The 15,852-nt window shown below is 71.4% G+C and carries 13 protein-coding genes; 11 read left to right on the top strand and 2 right to left on the bottom strand.

Going from position 1 to position 15,852, the window contains the following annotated elements:
• Nucleotides 1-314: 314 nt before the first annotated feature.
• The 6 genes from CFP66_RS43185 to CFP66_RS43160 all read left to right on the top strand — a co-directional run bounded on the left by CFP66_RS43185 (nt 315) and on the right by CFP66_RS43160 (nt 6,484).
• The gene (locus CFP66_RS43185; RefSeq protein ID WP_094931170.1) at nt 315-1,010 is read left to right on the top strand and encodes a FadR/GntR family transcriptional regulator; all 696 of its coding nucleotides are present in this window, start codon (nt 315-317) and stop codon (nt 1,008-1,010) included.
• Between the two features lie 91 nt (nt 1,011-1,101).
• On the top strand, nt 1,102-1,788 hold the full coding sequence (locus CFP66_RS43180; protein WP_233160202.1) for a GNAT family N-acetyltransferase: 687 nt from the start codon (nt 1,102-1,104) through the stop codon (nt 1,786-1,788).
• Between the two features lie 71 nt (nt 1,789-1,859).
• Nucleotides 1,860-2,495, top strand: coding sequence for a GntR family transcriptional regulator (locus CFP66_RS43175; protein WP_094931169.1), 636 nt, complete (start codon nt 1,860-1,862; stop codon nt 2,493-2,495).
• An 83-nt stretch (nt 2,496-2,578) separates the two neighbouring features.
• Nucleotides 2,579-3,508 (top strand): dihydrodipicolinate synthase family protein, encoded by a 930-nt coding sequence (locus CFP66_RS43170; RefSeq protein ID WP_094931168.1) that lies wholly within the window; start codon nt 2,579-2,581, stop codon nt 3,506-3,508.
• Nucleotides 3,509-3,670: 162 nt separating this feature from the next.
• Nucleotides 3,671-4,966, top strand: a complete 1,296-nt coding sequence (locus tag CFP66_RS43165; RefSeq protein ID WP_198962071.1) for a serine hydrolase — start codon at nt 3,671-3,673, stop codon at nt 4,964-4,966.
• A 516-nt stretch (nt 4,967-5,482) separates the two neighbouring features.
• Nucleotides 5,483-6,484 (top strand): LacI family DNA-binding transcriptional regulator, encoded by a 1,002-nt coding sequence (locus tag CFP66_RS43160; protein ID WP_094931167.1) that lies wholly within the window; start codon nt 5,483-5,485, stop codon nt 6,482-6,484.
• Nucleotides 6,485-6,502: 18 nt separating this feature from the next.
• Here the strand turns inward: CFP66_RS43160 and CFP66_RS43155 are convergent, their stop codons facing one another.
• Nucleotides 6,503-8,026, bottom strand: coding sequence for an alpha-N-arabinofuranosidase (locus CFP66_RS43155; RefSeq protein WP_094931166.1), 1,524 nt, complete (start codon nt 8,024-8,026; stop codon nt 6,503-6,505).
• A 245-nt stretch (nt 8,027-8,271) separates the two neighbouring features.
• Here CFP66_RS43155 and CFP66_RS43150 point away from each other — a divergent pair, with 245 nt between their 5' ends.
• The 5 genes from CFP66_RS43150 to CFP66_RS43130 are packed head-to-tail and all read left to right on the top strand — an operon-like array spanning nt 8,272 to nt 14,825.
• Nucleotides 8,272-9,546: an ABC transporter substrate-binding protein gene (locus CFP66_RS43150; protein WP_094931165.1), complete on the top strand. Its 1,275-nt coding sequence runs from the start codon at nt 8,272-8,274 to the stop codon at nt 9,544-9,546.
• Entirely contained in the window at nt 9,543-10,490 is a 948-nt protein-coding gene (locus tag CFP66_RS43145) for a carbohydrate ABC transporter permease (protein WP_094931164.1), read from the top strand. Before CFP66_RS43150 ends, CFP66_RS43145 begins: the two co-directional genes overlap by 4 nt.
• Complete coding sequence (locus tag CFP66_RS43140) at nt 10,487-11,371, top strand: carbohydrate ABC transporter permease (protein WP_198962070.1); 885 nt, start codon at nt 10,487-10,489, stop codon at nt 11,369-11,371. The genes CFP66_RS43145 and CFP66_RS43140 overlap by 4 nt, the downstream gene beginning before the upstream one ends.
• Nucleotides 11,368-13,671 (top strand): glycoside hydrolase N-terminal domain-containing protein, encoded by a 2,304-nt coding sequence (locus tag CFP66_RS43135; RefSeq protein ID WP_094931163.1) that lies wholly within the window; start codon nt 11,368-11,370, stop codon nt 13,669-13,671. The genes CFP66_RS43140 and CFP66_RS43135 overlap by 4 nt, the downstream gene beginning before the upstream one ends.
• Entirely contained in the window at nt 13,668-14,825 is a 1,158-nt protein-coding gene (locus CFP66_RS43130; protein ID WP_094931162.1) for a mandelate racemase/muconate lactonizing enzyme family protein, read from the top strand. Before CFP66_RS43135 ends, CFP66_RS43130 begins: the two co-directional genes overlap by 4 nt.
• A 16-nt stretch (nt 14,826-14,841) precedes the next feature.
• On the opposite strand, the gene CFP66_RS43125 is transcribed toward CFP66_RS43130, so the two are convergent.
• Entirely contained in the window at nt 14,842-15,834 is a 993-nt protein-coding gene (locus CFP66_RS43125) for a PaaX family transcriptional regulator C-terminal domain-containing protein (RefSeq protein ID WP_094931161.1), read from the bottom strand.
• Between the last annotated feature and the right edge of the window lie 18 nt (nt 15,835-15,852).

The following is a 15,852-nucleotide window of genomic DNA, read 5'->3' as shown; positions in this document are numbered from 1 at the left end:
CCGGGCGTTGGGGATCTTCTCCCACGACAACCCACCCAGCACGGCGGACAACTCCGGCCCCGGCGGCAACGCGACCGCCCGGTCCACGAGGTCCACCACATCGGCCACGACTCGAACCTACGTTCGACCCCCGACAGAACCAGGCCGGATCCAGACCGCCCAGCACACCGAATCCCAGTTCACCCGACACGCCCAACCACCGACGACGGGAGGTGAGATTTTCCGGCAACCGTGCATCGGAAAGCAGTGAACGGGAATGAGCACGTAGCTTCTCACGTCGCGATCCTTCCGGCGTGCGTCGCTAACCTTGCGGGGTGATCGATGACTGGCGGCCGAGCACGATGCCGGAGCGTCGCCCGCTCGTCGACCAGGTCATCGCCGGCCTGACCGAGCTCATCGAGCACGAGGGGCTGCAGGTCGGCGATCGGCTGCCGAGCGAGCCGCGGCTCGCCGCGCGGCTCGGCGTGGCCCGGTCCACCCTGCGCGAGGCGATCCGCGCGCTCTCCCACACCGGCCGGCTCGAGGCGCGCCGGGGCAGCGGCACGTACGTGAGTGTGCCGGTCGACGCCGAGATCGACGCACGGCTGACCGACGCGCGGGTGCACGAGGTGTTCGAGGTGCGGCGCGCGTTGGAGGTGCTGATCGCCGAGGTCGCACCCTTGCGGCGGACCGACGCGCACGTGGCGCAGCTGCGTGCGGCCCTGGACGACTGCCGCGAGCACGCGGGCTCCGGCGACGTCCCGGCCTTCATCGACGCCGACTCCCGGTTCCACAAGGTCGCCGGCGAGGCCACGGGCAACGCGGTGCTCGTCGAGCTCAACAGCGTGCTGCAGCGCTCCCTCGAGCCGGCCCTCGTCGCCGTCGCCGGCGTGGTCGAGCTGCATCGCGCCACCGACCGGCACCAGGTCCTGCTCGACGCAATCGTCGGTCGCGACCCCGCGACGGCCGTCGCCGCGACCAGGGCACACCTCGACGAGACCGTCGCGCTCTACCTGGCGAGCCGCGCCTGAGGTCGTGGGCCTGGTCGGGTCCGGACGGGTCGTGACCACGATCATGCGCCCGCGCCGGATCACGTCGGGCGGCTGCGCGGTTGGTGCCGATGTGGCCGAACACCCTCTCGACAACCCGGTCCTCGCAGCGCTGGCCGACAACCAGGCGGCGCTGGGCGAACGGAAGGGCCGCGCCGTCCGCTACCAGCCCGACATCGCCCCGTTCGCCGCTCTCCCCGCAGACGCGGACGATGCGGACTGGGCGGACCTGGCAGCGCTCGCCGGACCAGCGGCCGGCGTCGTGATCACCGGTCCCGTCGGCATCGCGCGGCCACCCGCGCTCTGGCAGCCGGTGGAGCGCATCGCGGGCATGCAGATGGACGGCTCCGGGCTCGACGTGCGCCCGGACCCCGAGGCGGTCGTGCTGGGCGAGTCCGACGTCCCGGAGATGCTCGACCTGGTGGCCAGGACCCGGCCGGGTCCCTTCCGCACACGCACCCGGCTGCTGGGGACCTACCTGGGTTTCCGTCGCGGAGGTGCGCTCGTGGCGATGGCGGGGGAGCGGATGCGTCCGCCCGGCTGGGCGGAGGTCAGCGCCGTCTGCACCGATCCCGCCCACCGTGGGAGGGGGCTCGCCGCGCGCCTTGTGCGCGCCGTCGGAGCCGTGGCCCGCGAGCGCGGCGACGTGCCGTTCCTGCACCTGGCCGCGAGCAACACCGGAGCTCTGCGGCTCTACGAGCAGCTGGGTTTCACGGTCCGTTCGCGCGTGTGCTTCGCGCTGCTGCGCACGCCGGACTGATCCCTGCTCCGTTGACGCGGGATGGCGGGCCATCTAACGTCCTACCTAAGATATGACAGGAGATATCGTATATGACCATGCCCGCGTCGCGGACCGCGTTCGTGCTGGAGGCGATCACGTCGTCGATCCTGGGCGGTCGGCTGCGGCCCGGGCAGCCGCTCGTGGAGACGGAGCTGGCCGCCTCGCTCGGGGTGTCCAAGACCCCGGTCCGGGAGGCTCTGAAGACGCTGCACAACTCGGGACTCGTGGTGACCACGGAGTACCGCGGGGTGTCCGTCCGGATCGCCGACGCTGCGATGGTGCGTCAGGTCAGCGACGTGCGGATGGTCCTCGAACCCGAGGCCCTGCGCCGCGGCGTGGAGCGGGGTTCGGACTTCGGGGCAGCTGCCGACGCGCTCGACACGGCCCCGGCCGGGGGGAACGCGGAAGCGCAAGCGCGGTCGAACCGGGATTTCCACGGTGCCCTCTACCGATCGTGCGGCAACCCGTTGATGGTCGCGATCCTCGACGGCCTCCGGGATCAGACGGCCCTGATCAGCATCACCGGTTGGGGAGTGAGTCCCACCTGGGACGAGGAGGCGGGCGAACACCGCGCGATCCTCACCGCGGCGCAGGCGGGCGAGGCCGAGAGGGCGGCCGGGCTGCTGCGTACCCACATCGAAGGTTTCCGCGACCGGGTGCTCGCCCGACTGCCGGGCGGCGCGTAGGACACCACAGCGGGCGCCCGTCGGACGGCGAGCGCCGATGGGACACCCGAGAGGGTTCTCGACCGAGGAGGAGAGCGCACCACATGGAACGTGAGCGGCTGACCGCACGCCTGGCCGGCGTCGTCGCCATCCTCGTCACGCCGTTCGACCCGGACGGTGCGGTGGATGCCGCGACCTTCGAGCGCCTCGTCGACCGGCTGGTCGACCACGGGGTCGAGGCGATCACCGTCAACGGCAACACCAGCGAGTTCTACTCCCTGACCGGAGCCGAGGCGCGACGCTGCGCCGAGCTGACCGTTCGCACCGTCGGTGATCGCGCCGGCGTGCTCGTGGGCGTCGGCCACGACATCGCGACCGCCGTGGCCGATGCGCAGCACGCCCGGGAGATCGGGGCGGAACTGGTGATGGTCCACCAGCCGGTGCACCCGTTCGTCTCGGCGCAGGGCTGGGTCGACTACCACCGCACGATCGCGGATGCCGTGCCCGAGCTCGGGATCGTCCCGTACGTCCGCGATGCGGCGATCGGCGGTGAGCAGCTGGCCAGGCTGTGCGAGGCCGCGCCGAACGTCGTCGGCGTCAAGTACGCCGTGCCGGATCCGGTGCGCTTCGCCTCGGTGGCGCGAGACGTCGGGCTGGACCGGCTGGTGTGGATCGCCGGGCTCGCCGAGCCGTACGCGCCCAGCTACTGGACGGCGGGGGCGACCGGCTTCACCTCCGGCCTGGTCAACGTCGAACCGAGTGTCTCGCTCGACATGCTCGCGGCCCTGGAGAAGGGCGACACGGCGAGCGCGATGCGCGTCTGGGAGAAGATCCGTCGATTCGAGGAGCTGCGTGGCGCCCATCGTTCGGCCAACAACGTCAGCGTGGTCAAGGAGGCACTCGCGCAGCTCGGTCTGTGCCGGCCGGACGTGCGTCCCCCGATCGGGCAGCTGACGGTGGACGAGCGTGCCGAGGTGCGCGATGTGCTGGTCTCCTGGGGGCTCGTCCCGGCCGCGTCGACGATCACGACGTAGGCGCTCCCTCCACGGGGGAGGGGGGAGAACCCCCGGCGATCCGGAGGGTTCACCGGATCACCTCCCGATCTCCCGCGCAGCAGGATCGATGACATCGCCAGGCAGCGCGGCACCGCAGGTGCCGGGGCCGGCGACTCGGTCGATACCTGAGGGAGAACCACTGTGAGTGCGTTCGCGTCGTCGCACCGCCGGATCCTGCGCGGGGCGCTGAGCCTCACGTTGGTCACCGGCCTGGCCGCGGCACTCGTCGGCTGCTCGGACACGCCTGTCGACGCGGAGTTGAATGCGAACGGGGGCGCCGCCGCGGCGGCGCAGCCGGGTGCAGCGCCCGACGAGGTGAACCGGCACCTGGCCGAGCTCGCCCAGACCGCTGCCGACACCGGCTCCCTCGGCATGATCGTCCGGGTCGACGAGGGCACGGGAGACCCGGTGGAGGTCGTCGGGCAGGCCGGCTGGACCGCGGCCGATCACCGCCTCGCCGCGGACGACCGGTTCCGCGTGGGATCGAACACCAAGACGGTCACCGCCACCCTGGTGCTGCAGCTGGTCGCCCGCCACCGGGTCGACCTCGGCGATCGGGTGGAGGGGTGGCTGCCGGGACTGGTCCCGGGCGGGGAGGGCATCACGGTGCGCATGCTCCTCAACCACACCAGCGGCTTGGGCGACTTCTTCCTGACGCCGGAGTTCCTGCCCTCCCTGACCGGGCAGGAAAGGCGCACCTGGAAGCCCGAGGAACTCCTGGCCATCACCCCTCCCCAGGACCCGCCGGCTGCCCCCGGCGAGAAGTACTCCTACAGCAACGCCAACTACCTCGCCCTGGGTCTGATCCTGGAGAAGGCCACCGGTCAGAAACTGGCCGACCTGATCGAGCAGCGGATCACCGGGCCGCTGGGCATGGAGGACACGTACCTGCCCACGACGGGCGACTGGGACTCCGGTCCGCATGTGACCGGCTACGAACCCGGTTCCGAACGCCTCAGGTCGATCCTGGCCCCGGCCGTCGAATTGCCCGAGGGCGTCGGGGTCGCCGGCCCCGAACGCCCGAACGGCAACGTCGACGCCACAGCCATCGACCCGAGCTGGTCCTGGGCGGCGGGAGGCATGGTGTCCACGGCGGAGGACTGGCAGCGGTTCCAGGCCGCGTTGATGTCCGGTGAGCTCCTGCCCGAGGCCCAGATGGCGCAGATGCGGACGACGGTGCCCGCCACGGGCGAGCGCGGCAGCTACGGGCTGGGCGTGATGCAGGTGGAGATGCCCTGCGGCACGGTCTGGGGTCACACCGGAGGGCTGCCCGGGTACTCCAGCGAGATCTACACCGACGGCAATGGCGAACGCAGCGTCGCGGTCCTCACCAGCACGAACTTCGGTGTCAAGGAACCCGAGGCTGCGGCCGCCCACCAGGCGGTGGTCGATGCAGCGGTCTGCGCCATGTTCGGCAAGCCCCTCCCGCCTCGATAGGGCTCGACCACGTCGCCACCGTCCGGGCGGCGGTCCGGCAGCCCCTGGGCTCCGGAGCGCCCCACCGGCCTCGCGCTTCCGCGCATGACGTCGCTGCGGCCGCACTGAGGTGCTTCTCGGACCGACCACACCTCCCGTCGCGTCGACCAGCACACGACCTTCGGGGACGAGGGCATGCGGGCGGGAGCCGACGACCCGGTCCTGGCTCGACGCCTTGACAGGGCCTGGCGGCTCGTACGCCCTTGCCGAAAAGTGGAACGTTTGAATGACGGACGTGCCCGCCGGCGTGACGCGCACCTGGACCTACCCCTGGCGCAGTCGCCCCGCACGGTCGGCGCCGGATCGCATCGCGTCGCCGGTACCTGGGTGCCGGTAGGGGGACACCCACCGAGCCGTGCTCGCCGCGCTGAGCGCAACGACCGGTCGGGGTCGTGGGTGGAGTACGTAGGCTGTTCGCCAGGGCGGCGGAGAAGGTGACGGGTGAGCGGAGCAGCGCGTCGGCGAGGTGACGTGACGATGACCGAAGTCGCCCAGCGGGCCGGGGTCTCCACGATGACCGTGTCGAACGTGCTCAACGGCCGTTCGCAGCGGGTCAGCGAGTCGACGCGGCGTCGCGTGCTCGCGACCATCGACGAGCTCGGTTACCGGGTGAACATGACGGCCCGGAACCTGCGGATGGGCCGCACCGGGTCGGTCGGGCTGGCCGTGCCCGGCTTCGCGCCGGACTACTACGCGGAGCTCGCCGGTCGGCTGGCGGACCGGTTCGCCGACCACGGACTGCGGCTGGGGGTGGAGCGGACCGGTGCGAGCAGGGCGGCGGAGCTGGATGCGCTGACCGCAGCGCGGTTGAGCAGCTACGACGGGTTCGTGCTCAGCGTCGTGGCCGGTGATGCCGCCGATCTGGAGAAGCTGCGGGTCGACACACCGGTCGTGCTGATCGGGGAGCGCGCGGTTCCGGCCCGGTTCGACCACGTCCTCATGGACAACGTCGCAGGGGCGCGGTTGGCCACCCAGCTCCTGATCCGCGCGGGCGCGCGGCGGATCGCGCTGCTCGGTGGGGTCGACGGGCCCGAGGAGTCGATGCCGGAGCTGCGGACGTGCGGCTACCGGGAGGCGCACGCCGCCGCCGGGCTGCCGGTCGCCGACGAGCTGATCGTCTCCTGCGAGTTCGCGGTCGCCGACGGGTTCGAGGCGACGCGCGGGCTGGTCGATCGCGGGATCGCGTTCGACGCGGTCTTCGCCCTCACCGACTCGGCGGCGATCGGCGCGCTGCGCGCCCTGGCCGAGAGCGGCCGCAAGGTCCCGGACGACGTCCAGGTGGTCGGCTTCGACAACGTCGCCCACAGCCGGTTCACCACTCCTGCCCTCACGACCGTCGAGCCGGGGAACGCCGAGATGGCCGACGCGATCTGCGGGTTGCTGGTGGAGCGGATCGAGTCGCGCCCGGCGACGGTGCCGGCTCGAGTGATCATGCCGCAGCCGCGGATCGTGGAGCGGGAGTCCACCCGCAGGTCCTGACCGCCGCGATGCTCCCGGTCAGGCCAGATCCAGGGCGACGGTGGCGAAGGAGTGCGGTGGGAGCACCGCCGTCAGCACCCCGGACCCCAGCGTGACGGGGAACCCGGTCGGGGCCACGACGTCCACCGCGGTTCCCGTGTTGTGCGCGTGCGGCTTGTCCGCCGTGAGGATGCGTGCCTGCGCCGCGGTGACCTCCCGGCCGCGCAGGTCGAGGCGCACGGTCGTGTCGGTGTCGAGCGCGAGGTTGCTCAGCGAGACCAGCGCGGTGCCGCCCTTCGTGCTGGCGGACACCGAGAGCACATCGAGCTCGGCGTCGCCGACGGTCACCGCGGCCGGCTTCTCGATGACGTGCACCGGCACCGAGGCCGCGTCCTGGTGCCCCTTGTTCATCTCGAACACGTGGTAGGTCGGGGTGAGCACGAGGCCGCCGTCGTCGTCGGTGAGGATCATCGCCTGCAGCACGTTGACGGTCTGGGCGATGTTCGCCATCCGCAGCCGGGCGGCGTGCTTGTGGAAGATGTCGAAGTGCAGGCCCGCGACGAGCGCGTCGCGCAGGGTGTTCTGCTGGTACAGGAAGGCCTTGTTCGTGCCCGGCTCGGCCCGCCACCACGTGCCCCACTCGTCGCAGACCAGGCCGACTCTGCGTCGCGGGTCGTAGGCGTCCATCACCGCGCTGTGCGCGGCGATGACGCGGTCGATGTCGGCCGCCTTGACCATGGTGCGGTAGTGCTGCTCGTCGGTGAACTCCACGGCCGGGTTCTTGGCGATGCCGTCCCCGTCGTGGGTGTAGTAGTGGAACGAGACGGCCTGGAAGACGTCGCGCGGTGTGGAGGTGCACCCCAGGCAGTTGACGGTCTTCATCAGCGCCTCGGTCCATGCGAGGTCGTCGTCGGCGGCGCCGGCGGCGATGCGGTGGAGCTGGTTGCCGTCGTGGTCGTGGCAGAAGGTGGCGTAGCGCGCGGCGAGGTCGGCGTAGGTGTCGGCGCGCATGTGCCCGCCACACCCCCAGGCCTCGTTCCCGATCCCCCAGAACCGGACCTTCCACGGCTCGTCGCGGCCGTTGGCCTTGCGGAGCCGGACCGCGGGTGAGTCGCCGTCACGGGTGAGGTACTCGACCCATTCGCTCATCTCCTGGACGGTGCCCGAGCCGACGTTGCCGTTGACGTAGGGCTCCGCGCCCAGCAGTTCGCACAGGGCCATGAACTCGTGGGTGCCGAAGTGGTTGTTCTCCTCGACGCCACCCCAGTGCGAGTTCACCATGGCCGGCCGGTCCTGCTTCGGGCCGACACCGTCGCGCCAGTGGTAGGTGTCGGCGAAACAGCCGCCCGGCCACCGCAGGTTGGGGATCTCGAGCGCACGCAGGGCGTCGACGACGTCGAGCCGCAGGCCGCCCTCGTTCGGGATCGGGGAGTCCTCGCCCACCCAGAACCCGCCGTAGATGCAGCGCCCGAGGTGCTCGGCGAAGTGGCCGTAGAGGTGCTTGCTGATCGTCGGGCCGGTGACGTCGAGATCGACGACGACGTGTGCGCTGGACGCGGCCATGCGGCTCCTTCTCGAGCGGTACGCGATCGAAACTTTCGATTCCGAGAGTGCCTTCACAAATTAGGTTTGACGATATACTGTGCCTCGCGTTACACCAAGTCGTCACCGACTTGCCGGTGTGGCCGCGTGGTTTCGAAACGTTTCGGAAATGCGACCGAGAACGAATCGAAGCGCGTGATCGATCATCATGCATCTGCACGTGGTGGGAGTCGCTGCTGCCACCGCCGATCTGGAGGCACACCGCCGTGAATCTCCGCACCGCTACGACTCTCCTGGCTGCCGCGGCGCTCGCCATGACCGCCGCCTGCAGCCCCGGCTCCGCCGCAGGCGGCGGGGGAGGGGGAGACGGGAAGTCGTTCGAGTTCTGGTCGATGTCGGGGATCGACCAGCAACGGTCCGTCGACGCGTACACCCAGAAGCACCCCGACATCCAGGTGGGCCTCACCGAGGTCGGCACCTCGCAGGAGACCGCACAGGGGCTGACGACCGCGCTTGCCGGCGGGAAGGTGCCCGACCTCGTCCTGATCCAGGGCGACGAGCTGCCCAAGTTCCTCGAGCAGCCTCAGAACTTCTACGACCTGCGCGAGTTCGGCGCCGACGAGATCGAGGGCGACTACCTGGACTGGGTGATGGCGCAGGCCACCGCCGAGGGTGGCGAGATCATCGGGATCCCCACCGACGTCGGCGGCATGGGGGTCGCGTACCGCACCGACCTGTTCGCCGCGGCCGGGCTGCCGACCGACCGGGAGTCGGTCTCGGCGCTGTGGCCGACGTGGGACGAGTTCATCGCGACCGGGCAGCGCTACGTCGCCGCCACCGGGCAGCCGTTCGTCGACAACGTGCCGACCAGCGTGTTCTACCAGGCCGTGAACCAGGTGTCGCAGAAGTACTACGACGACGCGGGCAACCCGATCTACGCCGACAACCCGGAGGTCAAGGAGGCGTTCGACCTGGCGCTGCGCGCGATCGACGCGGGGATCTCGGCCAACCTCTCCTACGCGTCGGACGGGTGGAGCGCCGCCCTGCCCCGGGGTGACTTCGCCGTCGTCTCGGCGCCCTCGTGGATGCTGGGCAGCCTGCGGCGCGGGGCGCCCGACACCGCGGGCAAGTGGGACATCGCCACGATCCCGGGCGGTGCGGGCAACTGGGGCGGCAGCTACCTCGCGATCCCGCGGCGCGCGCAGAACCCCGAGGCCGCCTGGGCGTACATCAAGGAGATGCAGGCGCCGGAGCGGCAGCTGACGCACTTCCTCGACGTCGGCACCCTGCCCACCACGCCGGAGGTCTACGAGGACCCGCAGCTCCTGGGCCGGACCGACCCGTTCTTCTCCGGCGCACCCATCGGGCAGATCTACACGCAGGCGGTGCTGGGGCTGGAGCCGTTCCACATGGGACCGGACACGGCGACGATCGGCGCGGAGTTCCTCAACGCGCTCGTCGACGTCGAACAGGCCGGCGGTGACCCGGCCACGGCCTGGGAACGGGCGGTGGGCAACATCCGCACGGCCATCGGGCGATGACCACCACATTGCCCGACAAGCCGGTCCTGGCCGAGGGCACCGGCAAGCCCCGCCGGCGGCTCCCCTTCGTGGAGAGCTTCACCCCGTACGCCTACATCGCCCCGTTCTTCGTGCTCTTCGGAATCTTCGGACTCCTGCCGTTCCTGTTCACCTTCTACGTGGCGCTGTTCGACTGGAACCCGATCGGCGACCAGACGTTCATCGGGCTGGACAACTTCTCCCGCATGCTGGTCGACCCGCGGTTCTGGAACGCCACGGGCAACACGGTCAGCATCTGGCTGCTCTCGACGATCCCGCAGCTGGCGCTGGCCCTGCTGCTGGCCCACGTGCTCAACCACGCCCGGTTGCGGTTCGCGCTGTTCTTCCGCATGGCGATGCTGGTGCCCTACATCACCTCGGTCGCGGCCGCCGCCGTCGTGTTCGCGCAGCTGTTCGACCGGAACTACGGGCTGCTCAACTGGCTGCTCGGCTTCGTCGGGATCGAGCCCATCGACTTCGTGCAGTCCACCTGGGGCAGCCACCTGCTGATCGCCGTCATGGTGGCCTGGCGATGGTTCGGCTACACGACGCTGCTGTACCTCGCCTCGTTGCAGGCGGTGCCGCGCGACGTCTACGAAGCAGCGTCGATCGACGGGGCCGGGGGGTGGAAGCAGTTCGTCCACATCACGATCCCGTCGCTGCGACCGGTGATCATCTTCACCGTCGTGACGTCGACGATCGGCGGCCTGCAGATCTTCACCGAACCGCTGCTGATCTCACCGGGCGCCCTGACCTGCGGCCCGGTGCGCCAGTGCCAGACGCTGTCGCTGTTCCTCTACGAGCAGGGCTTCGGCCAGTACGAGTTCGGCTACGGCTCGGCGATCGGCGTCGCGCTGTTCGTGATGGTGATCGTGGCCGCCGCCATCAACTACCTGCTGTCGAGCCGGATCAGGGCGGAGCGATGACGATGCAACCGACGGTGGTCACCGGGGCGCCACTCCCGGGACGAGGTCGGCACCGCGGGCGCCTCGGGCGCGTGCGGTGGTGGAACTACCTGTTGCTCGGCGTCGCCACGTTCGCCTGCCTCTTCCCGCTGTACTGGATGTTCATCGTCGCCTCCACCGACTCGGCGACGGCGACCCGGATGCCGCCGGAGATCGTCCCCGGCGGGAACTTCTTCCAGCTCGCCGGGCTGGTGTTCGACACGGTGCCGTTCCTGCAGTCGATCCTCAACAGCCTGTTCGTCGCCACGACCATCGGCGTCGGGCACGCGGTGCTGTGCGCGCTCGCGGGCTTCGCGTTCGCGAAGTTGCGCTTCCGCGGCAGCAACGTGCTGTTCCTGATCGTCGTGCTCACGATGACGGTGCCGACGCAGCTCGCCGTCATCCCGCAGTACATGATCATTTCGTGGCTGGGGTGGGTCGACACCCTGCAGGCACTGGTCGTCCCGGGGCTCGCGAGCGCGTTCGGGATCTTCTGGATGCGCCAGCACATCACCGCGACCGTCAGCGACGAGCTGATGCAGGCCGCGCGGATCGACGGGGCGAGCACCTGGCAGATCTTCTGGCGGATCGCCTTCCCGATCGTGCGGCCCGCGGCGTTCGTGCTCGGCCTGTTCGGGTTCGTGAGCGCGTGGAACGACTTCCTCTGGCCGTTCATCGTGCTGAAGTCGCCGGAGCGCTACACCGCGCAGATCGCGATCAAGGCCCTGCAGAACGAGCGGACGGTGGACCTGGGCCTTGCCATGTCCGGGTCGTTCCTGGCGACGCTCCCGCTGCTCGTCCTGTTCGTCGTCGTCGGGCGCCGGATGGTCGCGGGCATCCTGGACGGGGCGTTCAAGGGGTGACCGCCGACGGGCCGCGTCACGGCATCCACGACACCGCACCCGCGTCGCGGTGGGAGGACGCGTTCCTCTCGGGCAACGGGGAGACCGGCGTGCTGGTGGCCGGCGACCCGGCCGCGGAGCGGCTGATCGTCAACCACCACCGCTTCGTGCTGCCGAACGGCTCGCGCGGCCTGGGGCCGCCCGAGGTCGCCGCCCGGCTCGACGAGGTGCGCGACCTCGTGCTCGCCGGCGACGCGCCGGCGGCCCAGCGTGCGTTCTCCGACGGGAGGCGGCTGGCCTGGACCCAGCCGTTCCACCCGGGGTTCGCGATCCTGCTCGACCGCGCCAACCCGGCGCCGGTGCGCGGCGAGTACCTCCGGGAGACCGACTTCCGCACCGGCGAGGTGAGCGCGACCTGGACCGACATCGCCGGCACGTGGCGCAGCCGCGCCTTCGTCTCGCGCGCCGACGGGGTGCTGGTGTACGAGTTGGCCGGGCCCGCGCTCGACCTGGCCGTGCGGTTGTCCGGTGAGCTGCCGGGCCGGCCCGCCGGCGTCGGGTACGCCTCGGTGGCCGAGGTCGAGGATCCGCGGCACGCGCTGCTCACGATCCGTGGCACCTATCCGCCCGGGCTCGGGGCGCACGGGTTCGCCGGTGTCACCCGGCTCGTGACCGTCGACGGGCCGGTGCGGGTGGAGGGCGACCGTGCGGTCGTGCGCGGGGCATCCCGGCTCCTGCTGCTGACGGTGCCGGCCCGGGGGGACGCGCCGCCCGTCGAGGGGCTCCTGCGGGAACGGCTGGAGGCCCTGCCGGCCGAGTACGAGCAACTGCTGGGGCGGCACACCCCTCTGCACTCCGCGATGTACGAGCGCGTGGAGCTGGATCTCGGGGTGTCCCCGGTCGAGCGGGCGCAGCCGGTGGGGCAGCTGCTCGCGGCGCAGCGCCGGGACCCGGCCCCGAGCCCCGCGCTGCTCGAGGCCATGTTCCACGCCGGGCGCTACCTGCTGATCAGCTCGAGCGGGGTGCTGCCGCCGCGGCTCACCGGGCTGTGGCTGGGGGAGTGGGGCGCGGCGTGGTCGGGGGATTTCACCACCGACGCCAACCTGAACCTGCAGCTTGCCGGCGCGAACATCGGCGCGGTCGGGGAAGCGATCGTGGGTCTCCGGTCACTGATCGCGGACCAGATCGACGACTGGCGCGACAACGCCCGGGCCGTGTTCGGGGTTCGCGGGGTGCTGGCGCCCAGCCGCACCGACGGCGAGCACGGGCGCCTGTTCCACCTCGACGCCGACTGGCCATGGGCGATGTGGGTCGCGGGCGCGGACTGCCTGCTGTTCCCGCTCCTCGAACACTGGCAGGTCACCGGGGACGACGAGTTCCTGGCCGACGTGCTGGCGCCGTGGCTGGTCGAGGCGGCGCTGTTCTTCGAGGACTTCCTGGTGCGCGAGGACGAGCACGGCTGCAAGGTGCTCGTCCCGTCCTACTCGCCGGAAGCGGGTCCGGGCGGGCGCGCCGGGGTGGCGGCCGTGAACGCCACGATGGACATCGCGGCCGCCCGGCACGCGCTGTCGGCGGCCGTCGAGGCGTGCGCCCTGCTCGGTACGGAGGAAGCGGCGGTCGCGCGCTGGCAGACCCTGCTGAAGCAACTGCCGCCCTATCTCGTGGACTCCCGCGGCGCGCTGGCCGAGTGGGCGTGGCCGGGCCTCGCGACCCCGGAGGACCACCGGCACGTCAGCCACCTCTACCCGGTCTGGCCGCTGCACGAGATCACCCCGGACGGCACGCCCCAGCTGGCCGCGGCCGCACGTCGGGCGCTGGTGCTGCGCGGCGACGAGAACCTCTCGGCACACGGGAGCCTGCACCGGGCCCTGTGCGCCGCCCGGTTGAAGGACGCGGCCCTCGTCGAGCAGAACCTGGGCAAGATCCTGGGCAACGACATGGTCTTCCGCTCGCTGATGACCTCGCACGACCCCGGGCGGGAGACCTACAACGCCGACGCGGCGCACGCGATCCCGGCGGTGGTCCTCGAGGCGCTGGTCGACTCGCGCCCGGGGCTGATCGAGCTGCTCCCGGCGCTGCCCCGTCGGTGGGCGCGCGGCCGCGTCGGCGGGGTCCGCTGCCGGAACCGGGTCACCGTCGTCGAGTTGGCGTGGGACCTCGAGCGAGCGCGCGCGCACGCCGTCCTGCGATCCGAGGTCGACGTGACGGTGTCGGTGCGGTGCGCGGGAGCCCTAGGGTCGATCCGTCGGGGTGAGCCGCTGTCGGTGAGCGCAGGCGAGCCGGTGCGTGTCGAGTTCGAGCTGGAGGAGCGAAGTCCTTGAAGATCACTCAAGTGCTGCCGTGGCTGGTCGAGTCCGAGGGCACGGGATGGGGCGAGTACCTGTTCGTGGAGGTGCGCACCGACGAGGGGATCAGCGGCTGGGGCGAGATCACCACGACCACGCCCACGGCCAACCGCGGCATCGCGGCCATGGTCAGGCAGATGACCGACCTGCTCGCGGGCGACGACCCGGCGCGGATCGAGGACACCTGGCACAAGATCTTCCGGGCGTTCACCTACACGGGCAGCCGCGGAGCGGGCACGAACGTGGTGAGCGCGGTCGACATCGCGCTCTGGGACATCCGCGGCAAGGTCCTCGGCCAGCCGATCTGCGAGCTGCTCGGCGGCCGGGTCCGGGACGACCTGCTGATCTACACCCACCCCGACCAGCGACGGTTCAGCACCCCGGAGGGGGTGGCCGAGGAGATCCGCGCGATCGTCGACTCCGGTCACACCGGCATCAAGTTCGACCCGTTCCCGAGCCGGCCCGGCGTGCCGACGGCCGACGACCGCTACCTCGACGGCGGGATGAGCCGCGCCGACGAGCGGCGGGCGATGGAGCTGACCGCGCTGGTCCGGGAGGCCGCGGGACCCGACGTCGAGCTGCTCATCGATGCCCACGGCCGGTTCGACGTGCCGACCGCGATCCGGATGGGCCAGGCGCTCGACGATGTCGGCGACATCCACTGGTACGAGGAGCCGGTGCCGCCGGAGAGCTACCACGCCCTCGCGCAGGTGCGTGAGCGCGTGCGCGTCCCGATCTCGGTGGGCGAGCGCCTGCACACCCGGTGGGACTTCGTCCCGGTCCTCGAGAACCGGCTCGCCGACTTCGTGATGCCCGATGTGACCTGGACCGGCGGGATCTCCGAGCTGAAGAAGATCGCCACCATGGCGGAGGCCTACTACGTGCCGATCTCGCCGCACGACGCGGCGGGCCCGGTGAACCTCGTCGCGGGCGGACACGTGATGGCGACGGTGCCGAACTTCTACCGGATCGAGTCGAGCCGTCACGACCTGAGCAGCTACAACCAGTTCCTGACCGCCCCGCTGGACAACAGCGGCGGACGGCTCACGCTCCCCCCGGGGCCCGGGCTGGGGCTCGACTTCGACGTGGACCACCTGCGCGCCAAGGCACGGGACGGGTTCCACGGCTGATCCGGGCGGCCTCGCATCAGGCCTGTCGGATGGAACGAACCCGATCCTCGCGGGTGACGCGCTCGAACTCGGACTCCTGCGCCGGCCGCTCCACGGCCCCGTCGGGCAGCCGGCGGACCGACTCGAACGTGTGGAAGGACGCCAGCTCGGCGAGCGCCGGGTCGACCTGCGCGAGCAGGTGGCGGAACCGTCGGGCCGCCGGTTCGCCGAGCTGGTCGTAGATGTCCGTGCAGCACTCGCGGGCACGGGCACGCGGCCAGTCCGGCGGGAGCAGCTCTGCCGGCAGCCGGGGGTCGGTCAGCTCGGCGCGGCGCCACTCGGCGGTCAGCTCCGTCCGCACGCGCAGGGCCTCGCGCGGCGCCAGCTCTCCCGCGTGCACCCGCGCCCGCAGCGGTTCGTACCGGTCGGCGAAGCTGCGGTAGCGCTGTGCCGGATCGCTCAGGTCGAACGCGCGCGCGACGATCGCCTCGGGCGACAGGCCGTCCAGCTCCGCCCGGAAGACCGACCCCGCATCCACCGCATGCCGCTCCAGCGCGGCGCGGGCCTGCGCCCGTCGCTCACGGGGCGAGACCCACAAGCCGTCGAAGAGCGGGCCGAAGCCCTGCAGCCGCAGGTCGTCGCGTAGGTTGCGGCGCGACTCCCGCTCCTTCTCGGGCACCGAGAAGGCCACGCCCGTCCAGCGGCCGTCCCACGGTTCGTCCTGGTCGGCGTCGAAGAGCGCCCTCAGCCGGGCCACGATGACCGGGCTCGGTCGCGGCGGGATGCCGTAGGACGTGGTGCGCCCGACCTTGGTCCGTTGCACCAGCCCACGCCGGGTCAGGCGGCGTATCGCCACCCGCGCGCTCGCCGGGGTGATCGCGAACTCCCCGAGCACGGCGATCAATGCCTGCGACGGGATCGGTTCCGCACGCCAGTACCAGTAGTCGCCGAGCACGATGATCAGCAGGCGCTGGGGTTCGGGGCCGAGCCGAGGTCGCGGCGGCGTGCGCGGGGCGGTGTCCTCAGCCACCCCGGGAACCTACCGGTC

The sequence above is a fragment of the Pseudonocardia sp. MH-G8 genome (assembly GCF_002262885.1).
GTDB lineage: Bacteria > Actinomycetota > Actinomycetes > Mycobacteriales > Pseudonocardiaceae > Pseudonocardia.
Note: the sequence above shows the minus strand (reverse complement) of the source record. Positions and strands in the feature narration are given on the sequence as shown.